The sequence below is a fragment of the Pseudobdellovibrionaceae bacterium genome, from assembly GCA_019637875.1.
Classification (GTDB): domain Bacteria; phylum Bdellovibrionota; class Bdellovibrionia; order Bdellovibrionales; family Bdellovibrionaceae; genus JAHBUW01.
On sequence record JAHBUW010000002.1, the window covers coordinates 329,894 to 353,244 of the forward strand.

27 protein-coding genes are annotated in these 23,351 nt (G+C 56.8%); 13 read left to right on the plus strand and 14 right to left on the minus strand.

The annotated features are described in order from the left end of the window. Window positions 1–18: 18 nt before the first annotated feature. The 9 genes from mdh to KF767_04415 are packed head-to-tail and all read left to right on the plus strand — an operon-like array spanning window position 19 to window position 9,178. Window positions 19–963, plus strand: a complete 945-nt coding sequence (gene mdh / locus KF767_04375) for a malate dehydrogenase (protein ID MBX3017100.1) — start codon at window positions 19–21, stop codon at window positions 961–963. Between the two features lie 58 nt (window positions 964–1,021). After that, a complete protein-coding gene (gene sucC, locus KF767_04380) occupies window positions 1,022–2,188 on the plus strand; it encodes an ADP-forming succinate--CoA ligase subunit beta (protein MBX3017101.1) in 1,167 nt (388 codons plus the stop codon). A gap of 2 nt (window positions 2,189–2,190) precedes the next feature. After that, window positions 2,191–3,060, plus strand: coding sequence for a succinate--CoA ligase subunit alpha (gene sucD / locus KF767_04385; protein ID MBX3017102.1), 870 nt, complete (start codon window positions 2,191–2,193; stop codon window positions 3,058–3,060). Window positions 3,061–3,073: 13 nt separating this feature from the next. Continuing rightward, window positions 3,074–3,499 carry a nucleoside-diphosphate kinase gene (gene ndk, locus KF767_04390; GenBank protein MBX3017103.1) on the plus strand — a complete coding sequence of 142 codons (426 nt, stop codon included), beginning with the start codon at window positions 3,074–3,076 and terminating at the stop codon, window positions 3,497–3,499. An 11-nt stretch (window positions 3,500–3,510) separates the two neighbouring features. Then, on the plus strand, window positions 3,511–4,719 hold the full coding sequence (locus tag KF767_04395) for a class I SAM-dependent RNA methyltransferase (protein ID MBX3017104.1): 1,209 nt from the start codon (window positions 3,511–3,513) through the stop codon (window positions 4,717–4,719). 30 nt (window positions 4,720–4,749) lie between these two features. Continuing rightward, complete coding sequence (locus tag KF767_04400) at window positions 4,750–5,505, plus strand: tetratricopeptide repeat protein (GenBank protein ID MBX3017105.1); 756 nt, start codon at window positions 4,750–4,752, stop codon at window positions 5,503–5,505. A 3-nt stretch (window positions 5,506–5,508) separates the two neighbouring features. Further along, window positions 5,509–6,657 carry a helix-turn-helix domain-containing protein gene (locus KF767_04405; protein MBX3017106.1) on the plus strand — a complete coding sequence of 383 codons (1,149 nt, stop codon included), beginning with the start codon at window positions 5,509–5,511 and terminating at the stop codon, window positions 6,655–6,657. Further along, a complete protein-coding gene (locus KF767_04410; GenBank protein ID MBX3017107.1) occupies window positions 6,654–7,964 on the plus strand; it encodes a glycosyltransferase family 39 protein in 1,311 nt (436 codons plus the stop codon). The genes KF767_04405 and KF767_04410 overlap by 4 nt, the downstream gene beginning before the upstream one ends. Further along, window positions 7,961–9,178 (plus strand): hypothetical protein, encoded by a 1,218-nt coding sequence (locus KF767_04415; protein ID MBX3017108.1) that lies wholly within the window; start codon window positions 7,961–7,963, stop codon window positions 9,176–9,178. The genes KF767_04410 and KF767_04415 overlap by 4 nt, the downstream gene beginning before the upstream one ends. Here the strand turns inward: KF767_04415 and KF767_04420 are convergent. Then, on the minus strand, window positions 9,145–9,414 hold the full coding sequence (locus KF767_04420; protein ID MBX3017109.1) for a (2Fe-2S)-binding protein: 270 nt from the start codon (window positions 9,412–9,414) through the stop codon (window positions 9,145–9,147). The two genes, KF767_04415 and KF767_04420, sit on opposite strands and share 34 nt — an antisense overlap. A 97-nt stretch (window positions 9,415–9,511) precedes the next feature. On the opposite strand from KF767_04420, the gene KF767_04425 reads away from it, so the two are divergent. After that, on the plus strand, window positions 9,512–10,129 hold the full coding sequence (locus KF767_04425; GenBank protein MBX3017110.1) for a 3'-5' exonuclease: 618 nt from the start codon (window positions 9,512–9,514) through the stop codon (window positions 10,127–10,129). A gap of 32 nt (window positions 10,130–10,161) precedes the next feature. Here KF767_04425 and KF767_04430 read toward each other — a convergent pair whose 3' ends face one another. From KF767_04430 to KF767_04440, 3 genes are all read right to left on the minus strand, one after another. Further along, a complete protein-coding gene (locus KF767_04430) occupies window positions 10,162–11,784 on the minus strand; it encodes an NAD+ synthase (protein MBX3017111.1) in 1,623 nt (540 codons plus the stop codon). A 32-nt stretch (window positions 11,785–11,816) separates the two neighbouring features. Further along, window positions 11,817–12,203 carry a DUF2203 family protein gene (locus KF767_04435; GenBank protein MBX3017112.1) on the minus strand — a complete coding sequence of 129 codons (387 nt, stop codon included), beginning with the start codon at window positions 12,201–12,203 and terminating at the stop codon, window positions 11,817–11,819. 146 nt (window positions 12,204–12,349) lie between these two features. Further along, window positions 12,350–13,162: a hypothetical protein gene (locus KF767_04440; protein ID MBX3017113.1), complete on the minus strand. Its 813-nt coding sequence runs from the start codon at window positions 13,160–13,162 to the stop codon at window positions 12,350–12,352. A 91-nt stretch (window positions 13,163–13,253) separates the two neighbouring features. On the opposite strand from KF767_04440, the gene KF767_04445 reads away from it, so the two are divergent. Next, window positions 13,254–14,270: a hypothetical protein gene (locus tag KF767_04445; GenBank protein MBX3017114.1), complete on the plus strand. Its 1,017-nt coding sequence runs from the start codon at window positions 13,254–13,256 to the stop codon at window positions 14,268–14,270. Here the strand turns inward: KF767_04445 and KF767_04450 are convergent. The 9 genes from KF767_04450 to rplU all read right to left on the minus strand — a co-directional run bounded on the left by KF767_04450 (window position 14,267) and on the right by rplU (window position 21,041). Next, a complete protein-coding gene (locus tag KF767_04450; GenBank protein ID MBX3017115.1) occupies window positions 14,267–14,794 on the minus strand; it encodes a hypothetical protein in 528 nt (175 codons plus the stop codon). The genes KF767_04445 and KF767_04450 overlap by 4 nt on opposite strands. Further along, window positions 14,794–16,149 (minus strand): 30S ribosomal protein S12 methylthiotransferase RimO, encoded by a 1,356-nt coding sequence (rimO, locus tag KF767_04455; protein MBX3017116.1) that lies wholly within the window; start codon window positions 16,147–16,149, stop codon window positions 14,794–14,796. The genes KF767_04450 and rimO overlap by 1 nt, the downstream gene beginning before the upstream one ends. After that, complete coding sequence (locus KF767_04460; GenBank protein MBX3017117.1) at window positions 16,146–16,808, minus strand: outer-membrane lipoprotein carrier protein LolA; 663 nt, start codon at window positions 16,806–16,808, stop codon at window positions 16,146–16,148. Before KF767_04460 ends, rimO begins: the two co-directional genes overlap by 4 nt. Before the next feature lie 25 nt (window positions 16,809–16,833). Next, window positions 16,834–17,352 carry a phosphoribosyltransferase gene (locus KF767_04465; GenBank protein ID MBX3017118.1) on the minus strand — a complete coding sequence of 173 codons (519 nt, stop codon included), beginning with the start codon at window positions 17,350–17,352 and terminating at the stop codon, window positions 16,834–16,836. A gap of 236 nt (window positions 17,353–17,588) precedes the next feature. Then, the gene (locus tag KF767_04470; GenBank protein MBX3017119.1) at window positions 17,589–18,062 is read right to left on the minus strand and encodes a 23S rRNA (pseudouridine(1915)-N(3))-methyltransferase RlmH; all 474 of its coding nucleotides are present in this window, start codon (window positions 18,060–18,062) and stop codon (window positions 17,589–17,591) included. Beyond that, the gene (gene nadD, locus KF767_04475) at window positions 18,063–19,079 is read right to left on the minus strand and encodes a nicotinate (nicotinamide) nucleotide adenylyltransferase (GenBank protein MBX3017120.1); all 1,017 of its coding nucleotides are present in this window, start codon (window positions 19,077–19,079) and stop codon (window positions 18,063–18,065) included. Then, entirely contained in the window at window positions 19,080–20,114 is a 1,035-nt protein-coding gene (gene obgE / locus KF767_04480) for a GTPase ObgE (GenBank protein ID MBX3017121.1), read from the minus strand. Window positions 20,115–20,180: 66 nt separating this feature from the next. Then, window positions 20,181–20,453, minus strand: coding sequence for a 50S ribosomal protein L27 (rpmA, locus tag KF767_04485; GenBank protein ID MBX3017122.1), 273 nt, complete (start codon window positions 20,451–20,453; stop codon window positions 20,181–20,183). A 12-nt stretch (window positions 20,454–20,465) separates the two neighbouring features. Beyond that, on the minus strand, window positions 20,466–21,041 hold the full coding sequence (rplU, locus tag KF767_04490) for a 50S ribosomal protein L21 (protein ID MBX3017123.1): 576 nt from the start codon (window positions 21,039–21,041) through the stop codon (window positions 20,466–20,468). Window positions 21,042–21,345: 304 nt separating this feature from the next. On the opposite strand from rplU, the gene KF767_04495 reads away from it, so the two are divergent. Together KF767_04495 and KF767_04500 are read left to right on the plus strand one after the other, a co-directional pair. After that, window positions 21,346–22,200: a hypothetical protein gene (locus tag KF767_04495; GenBank protein MBX3017124.1), complete on the plus strand. Its 855-nt coding sequence runs from the start codon at window positions 21,346–21,348 to the stop codon at window positions 22,198–22,200. A 2-nt stretch (window positions 22,201–22,202) separates the two neighbouring features. After that, window positions 22,203–22,838, plus strand: a complete 636-nt coding sequence (locus KF767_04500) for an HAD family phosphatase (GenBank protein MBX3017125.1) — start codon at window positions 22,203–22,205, stop codon at window positions 22,836–22,838. A gap of 2 nt (window positions 22,839–22,840) precedes the next feature. On the opposite strand, the gene KF767_04505 is transcribed toward KF767_04500, so the two are convergent. Next, a complete protein-coding gene (locus KF767_04505) occupies window positions 22,841–23,308 on the minus strand; it encodes a hypothetical protein (protein ID MBX3017126.1) in 468 nt (155 codons plus the stop codon). Between the last annotated feature and the right edge of the window lie 43 nt (window positions 23,309–23,351).

The following is a 23,351-nucleotide window of genomic DNA, read 5'->3' on the forward strand; positions in this document are numbered from 1 at the left end:
CTTAAGCAAGGAGAAATCATGGCACACAAGCGTAAAAAGATCGCCGTTATCGGCGGTGGTTTCGTTGGGTCGACCTGCGCTCATTGGGCGGCAGCGAAAGAGCTCGGCGATGTTGTTTTGTTGGATATCAATGAAGGCGCAGCCAAAGGGAAAGCTTTGGATCTGTACGAAGCGGCTCCGGTCGAGCAATTCGACTCGCGCGTCGTCGGAACCGCCGACTACAAAGACATTGCGGATTCCGATGTCGTCATCATCACCGCGGGTCTTCCCCGTAAGCCCGGTATGAGCCGTGACGATCTTCTGGCGACGAACGCGAAGATCATGAAAGAAGTCTGCGAAGGCGTGAAGAAGTACGCGCCGAACTCGGTGCTGATCATCGTTTCGAATCCGCTGGACGCGATGGCGTTCGTGGCGAAACAAGTCACCGGCTTCCCCCGCGAACGCGTCATCGGCATGGCCGGCGTTCTGGATACCGCACGCTTCCGCACTTTCATTTCGGAAGAACTGCAAGTCAGCGTGAAAGACATCCAGGCGATTGTCCTGGGCGGTCACGGTGACACCATGGTTCCCATGCCCCGTCACTGCTCGGTCGGCGGCGTTCCGCTCACCGAAATGATGCCCGCGGATAAACTCGACGCCCTCATCCAGCGCACCCGCACCGGCGGCGCCGAGATCGTCAACCTGCTGAAAACCGGTTCGGCTTACTACGCTCCCGCCGCTTCGGCCGTCCAAATGGCCGAAGCGATCCTCAAGGATCAGAAGCGCATCCTTCCTTGCGCGGTCGAGCTGCAAGGCGAGTACGGCGTGAAGAACCTCTTCGTCGGCGTTCTCTGCAAACTGGGCGGCAAAGGGATGGAGAACGTCATCGAACTGAAGATGAACGATTCGGAAAAAGCCATGCTGGGCAACTCGATCAAAGCCGTCGAGGAACTCGTCGGTGCTTTGGGCAAACTGCAATACTAAGTTTTTCGCACAAAGGGATCCACACGGATCCCTTTCTTTCTTCTCACAAGGACATTGAATGAATATCCATGAGTATCAGGGCAAAGAAGTCCTTCGCCGTTACGGAGTGCAAACTCTGAAGGGTAAAGTTGCATTCACTCCCGATGAAGCGGTCAAAGCCGCGCAAGACATCGGTGGCAGCGTTTGGGTGGTGAAAGCCCAAATCCACGCCGGCGGCCGCGGTAAAGGCGGCGGCGTGAAGGTCGCAAAATCCCTCGACGAGGTGAAGTCGCTCTCGCAACAAATCATCGGCATGCAACTGGTCACGCACCAGACCGGCCCCGAGGGCCGTAAAGTGCAAAAGGTTTTGATCGAGCAAGGTTGCAACATCGCGAAGGAATACTACGTCGCGGTTCTGGTCGATCGCGCCACCGGTCGCGTCGCGATGATGGCCTCGGCGGAAGGCGGCATGGATATCGAAGAAGTCGCAGCTCACCGCCCGGAAGCGATCCTCAAAGTCGACATCGATCCCGCGACGGGACTGTCGCCCTACCAGTGCCGCGAACTCGCGTTCGGCATCGGCATCCCTTCCGCTTCGGTCAACAAGGCCGTGAGCTTCATGCAGGGACTCTACAAAGCCTTCATCGAAATCGACTGCTCGATCGCGGAAATCAACCCGCTCGTGCTGACGAAAGAAGGCGACATCTTGGCGCTCGACGCGAAGATGAACTTCGATTCGAACGCCCTTTACCGTCACAAAGACATCGTCGAATACCGCGACCTGGCGGAAGAAGAGCCCACCGAAATCGAAGCCAGCAAATACGACCTGGCGTTCATCAAGCTGGACGGCAAGATCGGTTGCTTGGTCAACGGTGCGGGCCTCGCGATGGCGACTTTGGACATCATCAAGCTCAACGGCGAATCGCCCGCGAACTTCCTGGATGTCGGCGGCGGCGCGAACAAAGAAAAAGTCACCGCGGCCTTCAAAATCATCCTGCAAGACCCGGCCGTGAAAGGCATCCTCGTGAACATCTTCGGTGGAATCATGAAGTGCGACATCATCGCCGAAGGCGTGGTGGCGGCTTCGCGGGAACTGGGCCTGAAGGTCCCGCTCGTCGTTCGCCTCGAAGGGACGAACGTGGAAATGGGTAAGAAAATCCTCCGCGACAGCGGTTTGGATATCACTCCGGCCGACGACTTGGCCGACGCCGCTCGCAAAATCGTTGCGGCCGTGAAAGGAAAATAATCATGGCAATTCTGATTAACAAAGACACCCGCGTGATCTGCCAGGGCCTGACCGGCTCGCAGGGCTCGTTCCACTCGGAGCAGTGTTTGGCTTACGGCACGAAAATGGTCGGCGGCGTGACGCCCGGTAAAGGCGGCACCACGCACATCGGTCTGCCCGTTTTCGACACCGTGAAACAAGCGAAGGAAAAAACCGGCGCCAATGTTTCGATGATCTTCGTTCCCCCGCCTTTCGCGGCGGATTCGATCATGGAAGCCGTCGACGCGGACCTCGATTTGGTGATCTGCATCACCGAAGGTATTCCGGTTCTGGACATGGTGAAAGTGAAGCGCTTCATGGAAGGCCGCCGCACCCGCCTGATCGGTCCGAACTGCCCCGGCGTCATCACGCCCGGTGAGTGCAAGATCGGAATCATGCCCGGCGCGATCCACAAGCCCGGTCGCATCGGCGTTCTGTCGCGTTCGGGAACCCTGACCTACGAAGCGGTTCACCAACTGACTCAATTGGGCCTCGGTCAATCGACTTGCGTCGGTATCGGTGGTGACCCCGTCAACGGAACGAACTTCATCGACGTGTTGAAACTCTTCAACGCGGATAAAGACACCGACGGCGTCATCATGATCGGTGAAATCGGCGGATCGGCTGAGGAAGAAGCGGCCGAGTACATCAAAAAGGAATTCAAAAAACCCGTCACCGCGTTCATCGCCGGCGCTTCGGCTCCTGCAGGAAAACGTATGGGGCACGCGGGCGCGATCATCAGCGGTGGCAAAGGTACCGCCGAAGCAAAATTTGCAGCGCTCGAGGCCGCGGGTTGCCGTATCGCACGTTCTCCGGCAGACCTGGGAACGACAATGAAATCGATGTTGAAATAACTGGAGGAAAATCATGGCAATGGAAAAAACGTTCTCGATCATTAAGCCGAACGCGGTGAAGAAAAACGCTCTGGGCGACATCATTTCGATGTTCGAAGCGAACGGTCTGACCGTCGCGGCAGCGAAACTGACCGTCATCCCCAAAGCGAAGTGCGAAGAGTTCTACGCTGAACACAAAGCACGTCCCTTCTTCGGTGAACTGGTCACTTTCATGACTTCGGGTCCCGTTCTGCTGATGTGCCTGTCGGGCGAAAACGCAGTTCTGAAAAACCGCGAAATCATGGGCGCGACGGATCCCAAAAAAGCGACCGTCGGTACCGTCCGCGCGAAATTCGGCGACAGCATGGGCGAAAATGCCGTTCACGGTTCGGACAGCCCCGCTTCGGCAGAGCGCGAACTGGCGATCTTCTTCAACAAAGAAGAAATCTGTAACGGTTAAGGTCTCGAGCTTTGAATCGAACCTTTCGCAAAGAGCGGGCCCGCAAGCCCGCTCTTTCATTTCAGGAACCCAACTCCCGTTTCCGCGATGGTGAAGAACTTGAAGTCACGATCGAGAAACTGGTATGGGGAGGCGCGGGTCTCGCCCGCACTGATCGCGGAGTCATCTTCGTGGATTTCGCCGCGCCCGGCGACGTTCTGCGCGTGAAGATCGACGACGTCGCGAAAGACTATGCTCGTGCGCGCATCCAAGACATCCTGAAGCCTTCCGTGGATCGTATCGATCCCAAGTGCCCCGTCTTCGGGCGCTGCGGCGGTTGCGACTGGCAGCACCTCACGACGGAAAAACAGCTCGCGACCAAAATCGAACTTCTACGGGAGTCACTCGAACGGCACGCCGATTACCGCGGCCCCATCGAAGCGATACCGAGCCCGAAGGCTTGGAACTACCGCAACCGGATCCAGGTCCACTTGGACGCGAAGGGTCCCTATTACCACGCGAAGCGCAGTCACCAGCCCGTACATATGCGCGATTGTCCGATCGCCGAAGACGAAATCAATCGTCAGCTGCGCGAGCTGAAGCCGCTGTCCGCCACCGCAGGGTCGACGCGGGTCACGGCCGAACGCCTCCAATTGTCGAGTGGTCAGCCCCCGCAACCCGGCATCGATGCGCCTCTCTCCTTCGAGTTTGCGCAGGTGAATACCGCCCAGAACGTGCAAATGGTCGAGCGGGTTTTACATTGGGCTGCGCACGTGGAATTCGAACGCTTTTTCGACCTTTATTCCGGCTCGGGGAATTTCTCTTTCCCGATGTCCGAGAAGTTTCCGAAAGCGCGTGGCACGGCCGTGGAACTCAACCCCCTGTCCGTTCGCTCCGCACAAGAAGAAGCCCAGCGCCGCAAGTGGGGCCGCAACCGCGTGGAGTTTTTCGCCGGTTCGGTCGATGCCTTGATGCCGCGACTTCCCGTCGATGAAAACGCGCTCGTCATCCTGGATCCTCCCCGCGCGGGCCTTGGAAAAGGCGTCGCGGATTTACTTTCCAAAACACCGGCCGCTTCCATTTTGTACATCAGCTGCGATCCCCCCGGCCTCGTGCGCGATCTCAAGCGCCTTATGCAGAACGGAAAGTGGAAAATCCACCGCCTGACCGCCTTCGACATGTTTCCGCAAACCGCGCACCTTGAGGTGCTGACGGAGTTGCGACCAATCGCGCCGAATTGACACGAAGACTTGCGGTGTTATTCTTCCGGAATGCGTATTCGGCACGCCATTTTAGCTATTTGCGTCGTACTTCTCTCGGGCTGCAGCCACTTGACCCGAGAGGACGAAGAGCGTTCGCGCCTTCTTCTGCGCATGGGCGTTTCGCAAATGGAAGCCGGAGACTATCCGAATGCTCTACGCACGATGCTCGAAGCCGAGAAACTGAATCCGAAAGACGCGGTCATTCAAAATAATCTGGGACTGGCCTTCTTCTATCGTGATCGGCTGGACATGTCCGAAAAGCATCTTCGTCTGGCGGTCGCCGCGCGGCCCGATTACACCGAAGCGATCAACAACTTGGGACGGATCCTCAGTGAGCGCGGAAAAAATGCCGAGGCGATCGCGATTTTGTCGAAAGCCCAAGGCGATCTGACGTATCCGAAACCCGCGAAGATTTCGTTGAATCTGGGCATCGCGCAATTCCGCCATCGCCAGTTTGACGAAGCCCGCGAACAGTTCCGAAAAACGCTCGAATATGGACGCGACAACTGCCTGGCGCAGAACTATCTGGGCCGCACGTTCTACGAAACTCGCGACTACAAAAGCGCCTCCGAAACTCTCGATCGCGCCGTGGGCTTCTGCAAAGCCAGCCAGTTCGATGAGCCCCACTACTACAGCGCGCTCGCGTACTACCAGCTAGGCCAAAAAGAACAGGCCGAGTCGCGACTGGAAGAAGTAACGAAGATTTATTCCCAAGGAAAATACACCGAGCAGGCCAAGACGCTGCTCGAAACGATTCGGCGGTAAGTAATGAGTGAAGTCGGACAGAAGTTCAAAGCCGAGCGCGAAAAACGCGGAATCTCGATACAAGAAGTAGGTCTTAGCCTGAAGATCAATCCGCGCGTGATCGCGGCGATCGAAAACGGCGAGCGTGAATCCTTGCCCGCCCGGACATTTCTGCGCGGTTTCGTGAAGTCCTACGCGCAATTCTTGCGGATGGACGTCAAAGACATCATGGACGAGTTCGCACGCGAATACGGAATGGAAAACTCGGGCCTGCCGAGAGTCGGCGCGACCACCGGCATTTCGAACGACGTGCCCGCACCGACACCGGCCTCGGAAGCGAATGCCGCCGCCACCGAGGCCGCGGCGACGACCGCGCCCGCAACGTCCGCCCTGCCCCCGCAACGTTCCCTTTCGGACTCGGCGAGCATCGCCAAAGAAAACATCGCCACCGAATCGGGCTTCCCCGTCGGCAAGGTCATCTTGGGCGTCATCCTTTTCGCCGCGGTCGTTTTCTTGGCAAAAACCGTCGACAAATATCAGCGTGAACGCGTGCTTCCCGAGGACGCGACGGTCGTCGCCGATCCCACGGCCGATGCGCCCATGACCGACGTCGACGAGACGAACCTGATGGTGACTTCGGGCACGACGGCGAACGCGGGAACCGGCGCCCTCGAGGCGCTCACGTCCGTCACGGGGGCTTTGACCGCGGCCACCGCGTCGACATCTTCAACTCCGCTGGCGACACCCACGCCGGCCCCTTCGCCGACCGCGACACCGACTCCTTCACCGTCGCCGTCGCCCAGCCCCACGGCAACGCCGACACCCACACCGACTCCGACCCCCACGCCTACGCCCAAACCTTCCCCCAGTCCGTCGCCCACGGCGACGCCGAAGCCCTCACCGAGCCCCGCCACCGCGGGGGGCGAGACCTTGCCCCGCCCCGTGGAAGTCATCATCGAAGCGAATAAGTCCGTGCGCGTTCGTTACGATCTCGGAAACGGCCAATGGACCACCTTGGATCTGAACGAAGGCGGCATCCACACTTTCCGCAGCAAGAGCCCCGTCTCTTTGGATATCGCGGACGGTGCGGCGGTGAATCTCATCGTGAACGGTCGCGATCGCGGCAAGCCGGGTCCGGCTGGCCAATCCGTGCAGCTGAGACTGCGTGAGTGATTTGGTTCGCCGCTTTCTGGACGATTACGCTCGGACTTAAAATCGGGTTGTCGCTGCTTCTGCCGCTGGCGCCCGACGAAGCCTACTATTGGGTTTGGTCGCAAAATCCGCAGCTTTCGTATTTCGATCATCCCGGCATGGTCGCTTGGCTTTTGAATTTGGGATCGGTTTTCAGCGCGCTCCCCCAAGGCGAACGTATTCCCGCCATCGTCTTGAATCACTCGCTCCTCATTGTCTGGTTTGCGATCCTGCGCCGTCTTTGGACACCCGATCTGACGAAGAAGTGGATGTGGCTCGTGGTCGCATCGCCATTCCTCGGCGTGGGATCCATTCTGGTGACCCCCGATTCGCCGGTTCTTTTTTTCGTCTCGCTGGCCGTTCTTTTCTTCGTCGAACAACAGCGCTCGGGCCGGGCGTACTGGTCCCTGCTTTTGGGTTTGTCGCTCGGGCTCGGATTCTGTTCGAAGTATCACATCGTTCTGCTGGCCCTTTCGATGCTGATCTACGTCGCCCTCGCCCGAAAATGGAAAACGATCCGCGCGCAGGATTGGGCGCTCTTGATCGTCGGCGGCTTGATCGGCTGCGCGCCGGTTCTGATCTGGAACGCGCAGAATGAATTCATGTCCTTCCGCTTTCAATTGAATCATGGCCTCGGAAAAAGCGAATGGCGACCGCATTGGACGGGTGACTACATCGTCGGACAAATTTTGATTTTCTTCCCGACGCTACTTTACCTCTTCGCGAAGGGCTTCCGTTTCCAACGCTTGCGATTGTTCTTTTGGATCGCGATGGTTCCTTGGGTCTTTTTCTTCTTCTCTTCTTTTCGTGGGGCCGTTCAAGGGAACTGGCCCATCGTGGCCTACCACGCGGCGCTGGTCCTGGTCGTCGCCAGCCACCAATCTTGGCGTCATCTGAAGTATCTGATGGGCTTCTGGTTCGTGGCGGAACTTCTCGTCGTCAGTCAATGGATCTATCCCTGGTGGAAGTCGGCGCCCGACAAGCTCCAAGAAGTGCATCAGATTCGCTCCCACATCGAAGAAACGCGCGCCTACCGACCACTTTTCGGCGGCAGCTACCAGATCGCCTCGATCTTGCGTTACTACAGCGGCGAGCCCATCTACAAACTGCGTGGGATGAGCCGCTTTGACTACTACGATCAATTGGAAGGCTCCAAACCCTCTTCGGGTGCGTTCTACGTTCTGCGAACGACTGGCGAGCGCATCCCGGAATGGCTGGAGGAACAAAAACCCCAGGTGCGCGTGCTGCACGCGTATCCGGGCTACGAACTCATCGAGGTGACTCCATGATTCGGTTTTTGACGGTGATCACCGCCTTTATCATCCTTTACTTCTGCTACGGAATTTACGTGGCGCAAGTCGATCTCGAAATCATCCCCCCCGAGATCGAACGCGAACATCCCGTCGGGTACTATGACTACCGTGGCGCAATGAACGTGCAAACGGACCTGTCTTTGGGTTTGGCGAGTCCGACCGAAGTCATCGACGAGGGCCGGCTCGCGGGACTCGACTTCATGATCCTCACCGACATCAACCAATTCGAAACCGCCGAACTGTACAACGGGTACTACGGTAGCCTGATGGTGATGTCCGAGGCCGAGTATTCGTTCCTCGATTCGCGGATTCTGTACATCGGCGAGCAGCCGGGAAAGAGCTTCCTCAGCGCCGCGGACGCGAACCTTACGTTAACCGATTTACTTTCGCAAAGCTCGCAGGACAGCCGCGACGGGCTCGCGATTTTGGCGCATCCTTTCTCGAACGGAAAATCCAATTGGACCGGCGCCTATCCGACGGGTCTGCACGGCTTGGAAGTTTTGAATCCGAAAGCCATCAGCGCCAACGCCTGGCGCGAATCGAAGCTCGAAATTTTCTGGAGTCTCGTCACCTACCCGTTCAATCCGCGCCACGCCTTCTTACGTTTGTTCCGCGAGCCCACGGAAGAAACCGCGCTTTGGGATAGCCTCAACCGCGAACAGGTCGTGTACGGTTTCGCCGGAGCCGACGCGAATGCGCGTGCGCTGCCGCTGGCCAACTACCTGGTTCGCTTTCCGACGTACCAGCGCTCGCTGGAGCTCGCGAACAACCACATTCTGCTGAACTCCGAACTGACGGGGAATTTCGCGAAGGATCGTCAGAAAGTTCTGCAGGCGCTTCGCAACGGGAACTTCTACATCTCGATGGATGTCTTGGCCGATCCGAAAGGCTTCAACGCGCTTTTGATCGATCGAGACAAAAGCCATTTGATGGGAACACGTTTGGGTTTCCGCAAAGGTCAGCGCATCGAAGCCCGTTTGGGACATACGCCGGATGAATTTTACGAAATCATTCTATGGAAAGATGGACAGCGCGAAATGACCGTCAACACGCCAGAGCTCATCTACGAGGTGAATGAACCCGGAGTTTACCGCATCCAGGTTCGCGTCAGCCCCATGCTCCCCGTCCCCGACGGCAAACGCTGGATCACTTGGATTTACTCCAATCCCTTTTTCATCTTGAAGAAATGAGGCCGGCTGACCTGAAGCCCTTCGCGGCAAGGCAGTTGGCAGGACAAGCGCTCTTCGGGCCGGAAGCCTCTTTCCTCGGCAAAGAGCGCCTCGGGCTCGTCACGCGGCGGTAGCTTCTCCACATCCTTTTCCACAACGACTTGGCAGGTGCCGCAGGTCGCAAAGCCTCCGCAGCTATGGTCAATACGGATCTTGTGGTCCAAGAGCGTTTGCAGGAGCGAATCTGGCCGGGTCACGGACAGGGCTTGATCCTCGAAATAGAAAAGCGCGGCGGCCTTCTTGTTTTTCATCTTTCCGTTTGAAACTCCGGGGTCCGTATGACATCCAAGATCTATGGACTTTATCGCATTTGACTTGGAAACGACAGGAACTGTCGCTGGCGTGGACCAGATTGTGGAAATCGGAGCGGTTCGCTTTCAAAACGGCGAACCCGTGGCCCTCTTTTCGACGCTGGTCGATCCCGGAATTCCGATCCCTCCGGGCGCCTCGGCCGTCAACGGCATCAAAGACGAAATGGTTCGTGGGCAACCCAAAGTTGAAACCCTCTTGGAGTCGCTGTGCGCCTTCTGCGAGGACACCCCGCTGGTCGCCCACAACGCGAACTTCGATGCCCAATTCCTGATTGCGGACTTCAAGAAGCACGAATTCCCCACTCCGCGTGGCGTGATCCTCGATACCCTGCCGATGGCCCGTAAGGTCTTCCCGGGGCTTCCGAACTATCGCCTGGGAACCTTGGTCCAACACTTGAAAATTCCTGCCGGAACCTTTCACCGTGCGGAAGATGATGCGACCGCCTGCGGACGCCTTTTCATGGAAATGTTCCGCCGTATCAGCGTGAACGGCCAACCGGCGCAGCTGACGAACCTGATCGCCCTGACCGGCAAACCCGCCGCGTACTTCCCCTTGGTGGAACGCAAACCCAAGCAACTCGACCTTCTGGGTCTGCTGTAAAAGAAAAGGTCCCGCGAGGGACCTTTTTCATTTCAGGCCAGTGGTGAACGATGGGCGACCGGGAATCGACGGCCACGCCCAAAGGCATGTTTCGATAACTTCAGAATCGGTGGCGCCTGCCAGCGCTTGAACTCCGAACGGAAAAGCGCCTTTAAAAGCCAAGCATCGGTGTCGTTACGGATTTTTCCGGAGTTCTGAACCAAATGCTCAACCGAATTGTCCAATTGCTCATAAGGCGGCAGCGAATCCTGATCTTTTTGATTCGGCCGTAGCTCCGCGGAAGGCGGACGATCAATGATGAAACGCGGGATCAGCTCGTATTCGCGATTGTAATGTTCCGCCAGCGCGAAGACCTGACCTTTCGTCAAATCCCCTAAGGGTAAAAAGCCCGCGCAGAGGTCCCCGTAAAGCGTGGAATATCCCGTCGCCAGTTCACTTTTATTGCTCGTCCCCAGCAGCATCGACGAAGAGGAGTTCGAATAGAACATCAGGGCCATGCCCCGCAGTCGGGATTGCAGGTTCTCGTGCGGCAAACCGAACTTGTCGATCCCCAATGCGCGGTCGAGTTCGCCGCGCACCTTCTCGAACATGCCTTGAATCGAAATTTCCTGCAGCTCGATTCCCAAATTCTTAGCGAGTTGGCGCGAAGCCTCGCCGGACTCAGCCGCACTGAATTCCGTCGGCAGGTAGAAACAACGAACATTCGCCGGTCCCAAGGCGTCGACCGCCACCGCGGCGACCACCGCCGAATCGATCCCGCCGCTCAAACCCAGATGAACTTTCGAGAACCCGGACTTCCGGCAGAAATCCCTCAGTCCCAGAACCATCGCTTGGCGAATCTGCTCGATCCCGGTGGGTCCATCGTAGCGGATGCTTCCCTCTTTCGACTCGAGGTCGTAGAAACCGAAATCTTCTTGGAAGCTTTGGCAACGCAGAAGCGACTTTCCCTTCGGATCCAGAATGAAGCTGCCACCATCGAAAACGATTTCGTCCTGCGCACCGACCAGATTGCAATAAAGCATGGGCGCATTGAGATGTTTCGCGGTTTGCCGCACGAGTTGACGACGAACCTTGTCCTTGCCCGGATAAAAAGGCGACGCGCTGAGGTTGATGATGAAATCGACCTTCTTCTCTTTCACTTTCGCGAGTGGATTTTCACGATAATCGCTGCGGCCTTTACCGTCCGGCCAAGCCCAAATGTCCTCGCAAATCGTCAGGAAGAATTTTTTGCCGCGGAACCGGAAGACGTTCTTGGAGAGATCCCCGGTCTCGATGAAGCGGGCTTCGTCAAAGACATCGCCCGTCGGCAAAAGCTGTTTGTGGAAGATGATCGGCTTGCGCCCCTTTTCGATCACCGCAGCGGCGTTGAAGAAGGGTCGCCCCTTTTTCGCGGGGTTGCGTACGATCAGCCCCAGCACCACGCCGATATCTTTCGGCAGCGAGCGGTGAAGTTTCGCGAAGGCTTTCTCTTGTCGCGCGACCAGCTCGGGCCGCTCTAACAGATCGAATGGGTGGTAACCGAAAATCGCGGATTCCGGAAAGACCACCAGATCACAGCGCCGCTCGCGCGCACGGTGGACCTCTTTGAGGATCTTATCCGCGTTGAACTCGAAATCGCCTAGAACTGGATTGATTTGTGAAACGCCGATGCGCATGCGGGCATTCTATGCCCGACTCCGCATCCCGTTCAAGGACGCGGTTCTTCCATCATCGGCGGGAGCTCGCGGCGGGACGGATAGCCGTCGTTATAACCGTGCTCACAACGAATCTCGGGCTCGGGATATTTCCAGCAGAAATAGCCATGGCCGTTGTCGAAATCGACGATCCAGACGCCCTTGGGCTTGCCGCCCAAACGTGTGACCTGGTCGCGCCAGACGTTCATGACGTCGTCGATTTGATTTTCGATTTGGTTGGCTTGTTCTTCGTCGACCTGCCGGACGAGTTCCAGTTTCTGCACGAGAATCTGGACTTCTTTTTTGGTCCGTTCAGTCAGTTTGATGATCACCGGAATCAGTCGTTGGGCTTCCACCCGACTCATGATTCTGGGCCCCTTCAGCTCAAAAAGCTTCTCCATCAACAGTCCCCCCCTCAGAAAACCTGTCGAACAACTTGGTTTTGAGTCGACGGGGCAGAGAGTTTCAACAAAATCCGGGGACGTGCCTGAATTCAAACCCCGCGCGGAAAAAAATTCCACTGGCGGTCCGCATCAGCAGGACCGCATCATTCGCCTTTTTCCATGGATTTCGAAATCTGCATGACTTGGCTTCCCACAAAGAGGACCAGGGCGATGATAATGACGATGATCAGGAGCATCCGGAACATCTCCCCGAAGGACCAATCGACTTCGCCAATCTCGGGGGCCTTGTCCGGAGGAGGCTTCAGCTCGCTCGTGACGTTCCGGCCTTTGCCGCGGGCGAAACCCGAAGCGGTTTCGCTGGCGCGACCGACCGATCGTACTTTCTCTTCCCGGCGTTTGATCTTCTCTTGTTCCTGCGCCAAGTAACCCGTGATCCCGATGTAGGCCGCGCCCCGAGGGGTCACCTCGTAACGATAAGACCGACCGAAACTCGTTCGATTGTTCGACCGACTGCTTGCATACTGTCCGGTCACGTCGACCGGTGACCCGCGACCGGAGCCGGCCCCGTTATCAAATCCGGCCCCCAAGTTCATCGCCGAGCGACGGTTCCGTCCCATCCGTCCGGCCGCTCCGTCGGCGTTGTCGCCGCCCGTGTTCCGCGATCGACGAAGCCGGTCGCGACTCCCTTGATCCGAGGAACCTCCACTGTCGCTATCGGAGTCCGAACCGCCCGAGCGCGGCGGCCGTCCTTCGCCGAAGGTGTAATTGTCGAAGTTGGCGTTGCATTCTGAGACGGTGCTTTCGCCGCCTAAACTCGGAAGTTCCCCCTCATCCAGAAGGCAGAAAATGTACTCACCGATGTAGTTCCGCGCCCATTTATCGAAGGGTTTAAAGAGCGCCGCCGAGACGGCAAGTGCGACCGACAAGATAATGACGAGCAATAAAATGTATTCCACGAACCCTTGGCCGGACGACGAAGACAAAGTTCGTCGCGCAAAGGTCCGGGGGCCTAGCCATCTCGATCTCATTCCCCTATAATTTTAGCACATGGGCGTCTTGAAACGAGAGCGGCTGGTCTTTCTACTGATCATGACCGTCTTAATTTTAGACTTTGGCAGGGCAGACGCGCAGGGCCTGGACCTGAAGCCAGCCCGTGCCGCCGCCAAAGCGAAAGAACACGCCAAGGTCATCGAGATTATTTCACCTAAACTGGACGTCGCCCCCCGGGAGGGCTTTTTGCTCCTGGCCGCCGCGTACTCGGGAACCGAAAACCATACGATGGCGCTCAAAACCCTGAATGCGGCCGCCGCCAAGTTCCGCGGCGATCGCGAAATCTCGACCGAAATCGGCAAAACCTATATCGCTTTGAACAAAGAAAAAGAGGCGAAGGCCACCCTGAAAGACGTGATCGAAATCCACCCGAAGTACGAACCGGCGTACATGGTCATGGCCGATATCTATGAAAAGCGGAAAAATCGCTACGAGCTGCGCCTGTTGTATCAGGATCTTGTGGATAACGTCGGGGAAAAGCCCCAATACATCACGAAACTCTGCGATCTTGCGACCAAAGAGGGACACTATGAAATGTCCTTCCGCTTCTGCGAGCGCGCCGTTTTAAAAGCGCCCAAGGAACCGCTCAATCTCATCAATATCGCGAACGCCGCGAAGGAAACCGGTAGCTCCGAGAAAGCGCACCAGTACTACAAACGCGCCGCGGACTTGTTCCCGAAATCCGAGCTGGCGCAGGCTTCGTACGCCCTTTATTTGGACGAAATCAAAAATTCGGTCGAAAGCTACAGCTACTGGAAGCGCGCGACGGCCGCGGATGAAAAATCCAGCCGTGCTTGGGCTGGCCTTGCCTTCTCGGCATTGGAAATTCAGAAATTCGCGGAAACCATGAGCGCTTTTGAAAAGCTCTGCACTCTGGATAAAGCTGCCGAACGCCAACTGCGCCGGGGTGCTGGCCAGCTCAAAACGATGAAGCAAGAGCAGTGGTTGGAAAAGCTCACCGCGTTGATCAACACGTGCGACGATCTTGGTCAGAAGACCGGTAGTTTTCTTTAACCGACGGTCGGGAAGAAGCGCGCGAATCCCGGAGCCCGATCACGGATCACGGTCAAATTGCGGCCCGGTCCATCAAACTTGGGCAAACTCCGAATGGCCTCGCCGTCTTCCGTGGTGAGGCTGAGCAGCCCCCGTTTTTGACCACCACGGGCCGCGCGAAAATCCAGAACCTCAAATCCCATTCCGACGGCCGCCTCGGCCATCATGAACAGCTCGCCGATCGTTTCCGATTCGAAAAGAATCAAGTGCGCGCCGACCGGCTTGGATTCCAAGGCGTAGAAGGCCTTCAGTAAAGCATCCACATGCTTTTCGACGTAGACCGGCGTCACGCCTTCGTTCACACGCAGGCCCTGGCCAAACTCACGGAGTGAATGGATCTCGCCCATGAGGATCACGGTGGCCGAATCGCCACCGGGAAGGATCTCGATCAACTTCAGGTGCGCGTGGGTCGTAAAAACCTGCTGGGCCACCTGGTAGGCATGCCCCAACGCGCCGAAAGTGATGATCGCGAGTCCCGCCTCCATCAGTTTTCCATCACCACGCGACCGATCAGGTCGTATTCCATGCTGTCGGTGATTTCGACTTTCACGATGGTTCCGATTTCCGCTTGGCCGTCGTTGATCAAAACGACGCCATCGATTTCCGGCGCCTGCTGCGAAGTCCGACCCTGCAGAAGAAGCTCGGTCTCTTCCGAGTAGCCCTCGACGATGACGTCCAGGACACGGCCGATCATATCGCGATGACGTTCACGCGAAATGTTCTGCTGCACTTCCATGACGGCTTCGTAACGCTCCTGTTTGGTCTCTTCGTCGAGCTGGTTCGGCATTTTACCGCCGGGAGTGCTCTCTTCCGGAGAGTACTGGAAGCAACCCACGCGATCGAATTGTTGATCGACGAGGAACTCCAGGATCTCTTCGAACTGCTCTTGCGTCTCGCCGGGGAAACCGACGATGAACTGCGTGCGGATAACCGCGTCCGGAAGCTCCGTGCGGATCATCTTCAGCACATCTTCGATTTCCGCGCGGGTCATCTTGCGGTTCATCGACTTCAATACCTGGTCGTTGATGTGTTGCAAGGGCATATCGAAGTAACGAACGAGCTTCGGTTGCTCTTTCATCAATTGGATCAGCTCCGGCGTCACGCCGTCCGGATAGAGATACAGCATGCGGATCCACTCGATGCCTTCGACCTTGCACAGCTCACGCAAAAGCTCGACCGGAGTTTCGATGGCTTCTTTGTTTTTACGACGGAGATCCCAACCGTAGTCCGTGAAATCATGGCTGATGATGATCAGCTCTTTCACGCCGCCCGCCGCCAGGAGCTTCGCTTCGTTCACGACGTTTTGCATATTCCGCGACTGCAGATTTCCGCGGATCAGCGGAATCGCGCAGAAAGCGCAACGCTTCAAGCAGCCTTCCGAAATCTTCAGGTAGGCGCGGTGACGGGGCTGCGAGTTCACGCGGGGCGTGCTCTCTTCCTGCAGGTAGGTCGGCAGATTGAAGAACGTCTTCTGCGTGTTGCCACCTTTGTGGCTTTTCAGAATCTTCGAAATATTCTGGAACTCACCCGAACCGACGAACAAGTCCGCTTCGGGAAGACCTTCGACAAGATCGTTCTTGTAACGTTGCGTGAGGCAACCGGCGACGACGATACGTCCGACTTGGCCGCCTTCTTTCAGCTTCGCCATATCGAGAATGCGCGAGATCGATTCTTTTTTCGAATCTTCGATGAAGCCGCAGGTATTGATGACGACGGTATCCGCACCTTCGGCATCGCCGACGACTTGAAAACCATCTTTCATCAGGGTGCCGGCCATGATTTCGCTATCGACGAGATTTTTGGGGCAACCCAGTGAGATAAAGTGGACTTTTTCGCTCATAATTCGGTGACCTGCGCGCCCTTCTCAGGGGTGTATTGAAAGATCTTGGCGTTTTTCTTCTTCTGAAAAACGGTTCCCGAGAACTTCATCGTAGTTTTGTTGCCGAGTTCGTCCGAGTACTCGACTTCGTTGAAGACTTTGTCTTTGGTATTGATGCGGAACTTCAGATCGCTGACTTGGATCTGCGTGCTCTTCGGCTTCGCCGTGATTTCCAAGGTCGTGCCGTCCTGTTTCGCATCCAGCATGTCGAACTTCGCCATCAGGCCCTGTTCCACCAACAGGTCCCCCAGCAGGATCTGATTCTGATTTTTCTTATCCAGCTTCGCTTTCGCGACCTGCACTTTGCCGCCGCTGCCTTCGGGAGGATACTGCGCGTTCCACAACGTGCCGCCGTCGTAAACGATCAGCGACTTGTCGGGCTCGTTGAGCTCCAGGCGAAAACGTTTCGACGCAAGGAAGGCTTTGCCTTTGTTGGTCTTTTCGCGCCCCAGGATTTCGGAAACGACGGTCTTCTCAAGATCAATTTCCACATACGCCGCCTTTTGGTAGCGGATGATCGTCGATCGCAGATCGCCCAACTGCTTTTTCGAAACCTCGGCAGAGGCTTGTACGGCCGAAAACAGAAAGGCCATCGACAGAAGCGCGGTTGTCAGTTTCATGGGCAAGGATGTACCAGAGAAGCCCCTATGGCGCAAGGCGGCTTCGGCGGGCCAGACTCCAAATTTCGTAGGAATTTCCAGCACCCTCGCTCTTCTCCTGGAGGCTGCGCAACGCCATCAAGCTGGTCGCTCCGGTCGTTACAATATCATCGACCAGAACCCATAGGACGGTCCTGGCGGGGTCTTCGGGAGTCCCCCTCGCCCGGAGTCCGCCTCTCGCTTCCGGCGCCATGGAGACGCGGCGGACGTCCGAGAGCCGCTGTCGGCGCGTCTTCCGCTTCTGCGGCAGGCCCCAAGTGGCCGCCTGTGCCAGCTCTTCCCCTTCGACCCCCAGGATCTCGGCGAAACCCTTGGCAAAGTCTGCCGCGTGGGTGCGGTACGGGTTCGAGTTCGGCAGGGCGAACAATCGGATCTCGGACTTTTGAAAGACCTCCACGGCGTGCTGGTTTATGAAAAGTTGCGCCAGCTCGGCCCAGGTCTTTTCCCGCCCCCTTCCCTTCAAACCCAGAATCGCGGACGAAAGGGCATCACTCTCTTGCGGCACCCAGTCCCAGAGCGACCGGCAACGGGTTCGCGGATCAAGTGGATGTGGAAAAACCAAAGCCTCGCTAAATACGCGATCCAGTTCGCGCAGACAGTGACGGCACAAAGAACGTCCCGACCACAAAAAAAGGCCGCAACCGTCGCAGTTTCCGGGCGACGGACCGAAGGGAATTGTCAGAAGGTGTTTCAACTCACGTAAGGCTTCCATGTGCCGAAGAACTGCGAAGACCGTACCGCTCAAACATTATGGTAAGGCAGGCCCTTCAGGATCGCGAAGCCGCGATAAATTTGCTCGAGCGCGACGATCTGGGCCACCCAGTGGTTCATCACGAGTTTCGAAAAGCTGATCGTCGTTTGCGCACGGGATTTCACATCATCGTTCACGCCGTAGGCTCCGCCGATGATGAAGACGATTCGTTTCTTTCCGCTCATTTGGAATTGATTGATCTTCTTCGCGAAGCCTTCCGAATCCAGGCTTTGCCCCCGCTCATCGAACAGCACGACGTAATCGTCGTCCTTCAGCGCCGCGAGCAGCGACTTGGAGTCTTCTTTCTTTTTCACTTCGGAGTTTTCGCGAGAAGCCCCGGTTGAGCCCGTGACTTCCAACATCTCGATCTTCTGGAGGGGATCGATTTTGCGCAGATAGTCCTCGAGACCTTCCTTCACCCAAGCGGGTTTCGCGGATTTCAGGGTCAAGAGGACGAACTTCATCTATTTCAGCGTGGGATCTTGGAGCTTCAGGTCTTTACCCTGCGCCCACAGGTTCTCGAGGCTGTATTCCTGACGGATGTAATCGTAGAAAACGTGAACGATCAGCGAGCCGTAATCGACCAGCACCCAACGACCTTCATCGGCGCCCTCAAGTGACTGCGGATAGACGTTGAATTCGGTTTTCACCGCATCGGCCACGGCTTCGGCCAGCGCCGTCGCGTGACGGGTCGATGTCGCCGAGCAGATCACCGCGAATTCGGACGGCGCCGTCATCGGACGCAGGTCGAATCCGCGTACGCCGATGGCTTTGCGCTCAAACAGCACATTCGCGACAAATTTCGCGAACTCCTCGTAGTCGCCGATTTTCTCTTTGAGCGGAGCGTAGAGACCCGAATTTTTAATCTTCAGTTCCACACCAAGCGGCAAATATTTTTCGACCGAGCGGCCGCTACGCAGCCACTTACGCAGATCCGTCGCCGAAACTTCGACGTCCTTCAGCTGCAGAAACTGAAGTTCCTTACCCGATTTCAAAGTGAAGAAGTTGAAATCCTGGTCGGTGATCAAGGGTTGCAGGAACTCCGGAAGGTCCTCTTGGGTCCGCGGCAGTTCAAAGCCGGGACGCGAGCAAACGACCAGGTTCGCGATGTCGAGGATCTTCTTCCAGTCTTTCCACTCTTCCAGTTCGTTCAGAAGATCCATCCCGATCACCAACGACAGCTCGTCGTTGGGATGTTCCGCTTTGAGCTCTTCCAAAGTTTGGATCGTGTAGCTGGTCTTGCCGCGCTTCACTTCACGGTCGTCGACGACGTAACCGGCGCCCAGATCCGAAAACGCGATGCGGGTCAGATCCAAACGCTCTTCCGCCGAAGGGCCGTCGATTTTTTTCTTCAGCGGATTTTTCGCACTGGGGATCACGCGCAGTTCATTCAAACCCGCCTTTTCCTTTACCGTGCGCGCCACATTCAAATGACCAAAGTGAGGCGGGTTAAAACTTCCACCCAGAATACCGATCTTCATTTACGTCCCCTTTTCCGAGGGAAAAACGTGCTCACGCAAACGGTACAGCAGTTGATCCACGTTTTTACCCGCGACCGCCGAGATCGCGAGGGGCTCTTCGCCCGTTTCTTTTTTGAACGCGGCCTTCATCGCCGTGAGTTTCGCTTCCGTCAAAGTGTCGATCTTGTTCAGAACGACCAACTGAGTCCGCGTCGTCAACGGGAAGAATCCATCACGCTCTTTGTTCATGCGATCGTACTGCACCAGTTCTTCGTTGATATCGCGATAAGCTTGCAGCGCGATATCAACTTCACCCGAAGAGGTGTCGATCATATGCACGAACACCCGCGTGCGCTCGATGTGTTTCAAAAATTGAATGCCCAAACCCACGCCCTGGTGCGCACCCCGGATCAAACCCGGGATATCCGCAACGACGAACGAGGTGAACTCACCCGCTTTGACGACACCGAGGTTCGGCGTCAACGTGGTGAAAGGATAGTCCGCAATCTTGGGCCGTGCGGCCGAGATGCGCGAAATCAGCGTCGACTTTCCCGCGTTCGGAAGCCCGATGATACCGACGTCGGCGATCAGCTTGAGCTCTAAAGTCACGGTCATTTCTTGTTCGTCTTCGCCCGGTTGGGCCTTTTCGGGAGCCTGGTTCACACTGTTTTTAAAGAACCAGTTCCCTTTGCCGCCGCGACCGCCCTTCAAAAGGACAACCTCTTGAACGTCGGTCAAATCCGCCAAAACTTGGCCGTCTTCACCGCGCACCACCGTCCCCGGAGGGACGAGCAGAACGAGGTCTTCCCCGTCCGCGCCCGCGCAATTCGAGGACTCGCCGGGATTTCCATTCGGAGCGGCGTATCTTTTCATCGGTCGAAAATCGACGAGAGAGTTGGAGTTAGGGAATGCACGGAAAATCAGATCGCCGCCCTTACCGCCATCACCACCATCGGGTCCACCCCGCGGTGTCATGGCCTCACGCCGGAAACTGACTTTACCAGGCCCCCCATGCCCAGAAGCGATTCGAATCTTGATCTCGTCGATAAACTTCATGCGTAAATAAAAAGGAGCCACGAGGGCTCCCTTTTTCTCCTATGCCGTTAGGTTCTTTGCCGAAACCTATGCGGTTTTGGCTTCAGCCTTCGGATAGACGCTGATCCGGAAACGTGTTTTCGAATCGCGCTCGAATTTCACCAGGCCCTCGATGATCGAGTAGATGGTGTGGTCACGGCCCATTTTCACGTTCGTGCCCATGTGGAATTTAGTTCCGCGTTGACGGACGATAATGGTGCCCGGCTGCACCAACTGACCACCGAAGCGTTTCACGCCAAGGCGTTTACTTTGTGAGTCGCGTCCGTTCTTTGTACTACCGCCGGCCTTCTTACTTGCCATGCTTCACCCCGATTATTTCTTGCTAACTTTTTTCTTAGCGGTTTTCTTTTTCGCGCCCGAAGCTTTCTTCGCGACTTTCTTTTTCGCGGGTGCAGCTTTTTTCGCTACTTTTTTCTTCGCAGCGGTTTTCTTGGGAGCGGCTTCTGTTGCCGTGTCGTCGCCTTTGATGCGTGCTTCGGCACGAGCAATGCGAGCGTCGACTTTCGACTGGATGCGCTCCAGGCGAGACTTATCGACGTCAACGACGTTCGCCGAACCTTCCGCCTTCGCGGTGTTGCCACCGAAAGCGATCGACTTCACGAACAGCTCTGTGAAAGGCTGACGGTGAGTCTTGAAGCGGCGATAGCCTTGACGGCGTTTCTTTTTGAAGACGATGACTTTGCGATCTTTGGTTTGTTTCGTCACAACCAGAGTCACGCTCGCGTCTTTGACGAGAGGCGCGCCCACGCTGGGATTGTCCCCACCGATCATAAGCACTTCAGTCAGGTTAAACTCAGAACCCAGAGCATTATCGAGCTTTTCAACACGAATCACATCACCCGGTTCAACACGATATTGCTTACCGCCGGTGCGAATAATGGCGTACATTTTCAGGACCTCACTTCTACGAAGACAAGACTTTTACAATGAATTGCGTCTTAAAGTCATGGGTTCTTGCCTGTTGGTTGGCGCCTTGTCAATGCCTTGTCGTGACGGTGGAGAGAGGACCCGGGTCGGCGGTGCGAGGCTCCCCTGGCGGGAATCCGCCGAAATCAGGGACCCCCGCCGCAGGGGCATGAAAGAACTTCAGAAATCGCAGATTTATGAGGCGCGTCACTTCTCCCGTGGAGGCCCAATCCCGCTAAACTGAATCTTGGAGCGACGCCGCTCCCTCGTTTCAAGGAGTGAATCGATGACGATCTTGCGCGCCCTGTTGGCGCTTCTCCTCTTCAGCTCGACGCCCGTTTTTGCGGCGAACGAAACCTCGATCTTCCGGTGTATGGAAGGCCTTCAAGGACTGCTCGTTCCCGAGGATATGAACTTCCGCCGGATCGAAACCCCCTCGGGACCGCAGTACCTGGTGCAAAGCCCTCCCCGCTACGTTCTGTTCGATGGCCGCGGTCATCGTTTCGTCGACACCACGAAGCTCGACCCCGCCTTCCGCACCGAGGTGAAAGGCATCGATGGCGTCACCATTCCCGAAATCCGCCTGGCGTTCCCCGGGGTTCGCGGCGAGCGTCCGCTGGACGACAAGGCCTACCAGCCCCTGATCGTCCGCGAGGGAACCATCGTCGAGAACGGCAAGATCATGAGCTGGCTGTCGGGCGACTACGGCGTCGACGGCAAGAAATGGTCTTTGCGGATGCCGAAGTCCGAACCGCTTTACAAGAACGTATGGATGGGCAAGCCCGCCGTGGGCTTTCGCGACCAAAAGCATATCGTCATGGACAGCGTCGACCCGGACGTCTTCGACAAATCGGTGAAGAAATCCTTCTACATCGGAATTTTGGATCGAATGTACAACCTGGCCGTCGAGGCTTTGGATGCCCCCGCCCCCCGTGCGCGCGAACTCAGCCAAAAAATGCAAAAGGCGAAGGCGGAATGCGCGGCCTATTTCGAAGAGTCGGTTCGTGAGGGTCGCACCTCGAGTCGGGAGATGGAAGAGCTGCACTTCGCCATGGACAAAATCGTCTACTCGCCGAATTCCGGCGTGAAGCCGGTCGAAGCGAAGAAACCCGCCACGAAAGAAAGCGACGGAGTGCAATAGTCATGGCCAGCGATCACCGCCACGAGGAGCTGCGCCGGACCCTTAAACTGGACCGCTACAAGGCCTTACTTTTCGACTGCGACGGCACGATCGCGGACTCGATGGACGCCCATCTGCAGGCCTGGAATATCGCCCTGAAAAAACAGGGTGGCTACATCACGGCCGAAGAGAACCAAAAGTTCGCGGGCCAGCCCACGCAAAAGATCGTCGATCAGTTGAACAAACTGCGCGGCACGCAGATCGACGGCGACCGCGTCGCGCACGAAAAGGAAGAGGCCTTCTTAACGCTCATCGACCAAATCGAAGCCATCGCGGACGTGGCGGAAATCGTCGCGGCTTTTCATGGGATGGTCCCGATGGCCGTCGTTTCCGGCGGGGGACGTCGGGCCGTTCTGCGCACGCTCGAGCAGTTAAAGATGAAAGAGATCTTACCGGTCGTCATCGGCGCCGAGGACTACGAACACGGAAAGCCGGCGCCCGACTGCTTTTTGATGGCCGCGAAAGCCTTGGGCGTTCAAGCCGCCGACTGCTTGGTCTTCGAAGACGCCGAACTCGGCATCCAAGGCGCGAAGGCCGCCGGGATGGGCTACATCCTCGTGACCCGCGCGGGCCTCGACCTGACGAAGTCGGCGTATTAGCATTAGTAGAATTTATTGTAATCGAGGGGCTCACCAAAACCTTTGATCTCGGAAGGGAGCGGGCCTTCGTACTCGATCACGAAATGCATATCGTGCTTTTCGTAATATTCAGCGATCTCTTTGCGAAACTCTTCACCATCCGCATCGCCACTCTCTTCCGCCCACGAGTCGCGAAACAGGAATGCGATATAGGTCGAGCGGACCGAAGGCTCAACTTCGAAATAGGGATCCTGATCGAACTGTGCTTTCAGGATGCGCCCGCTTTGCGGAATCGTGAAACCCAACGCATAACTGCAGCCCACGAACGGCAGACCCGTAACACTGGGCCCGGCTTCACATTTCGAAACGTCCATTTTTAGGCGCAGGGTCACGCGCTCGATGCGCACTTCACCGCCACGAACAACTTCCGTGACCGCGTGCGCGGCCAACACCATCAACGACATCACCAACAAAACTGCGTATTTCATCATGTCCCCGAGGAACTATGCCCCAACGGTGGAGTCAATATCGTCG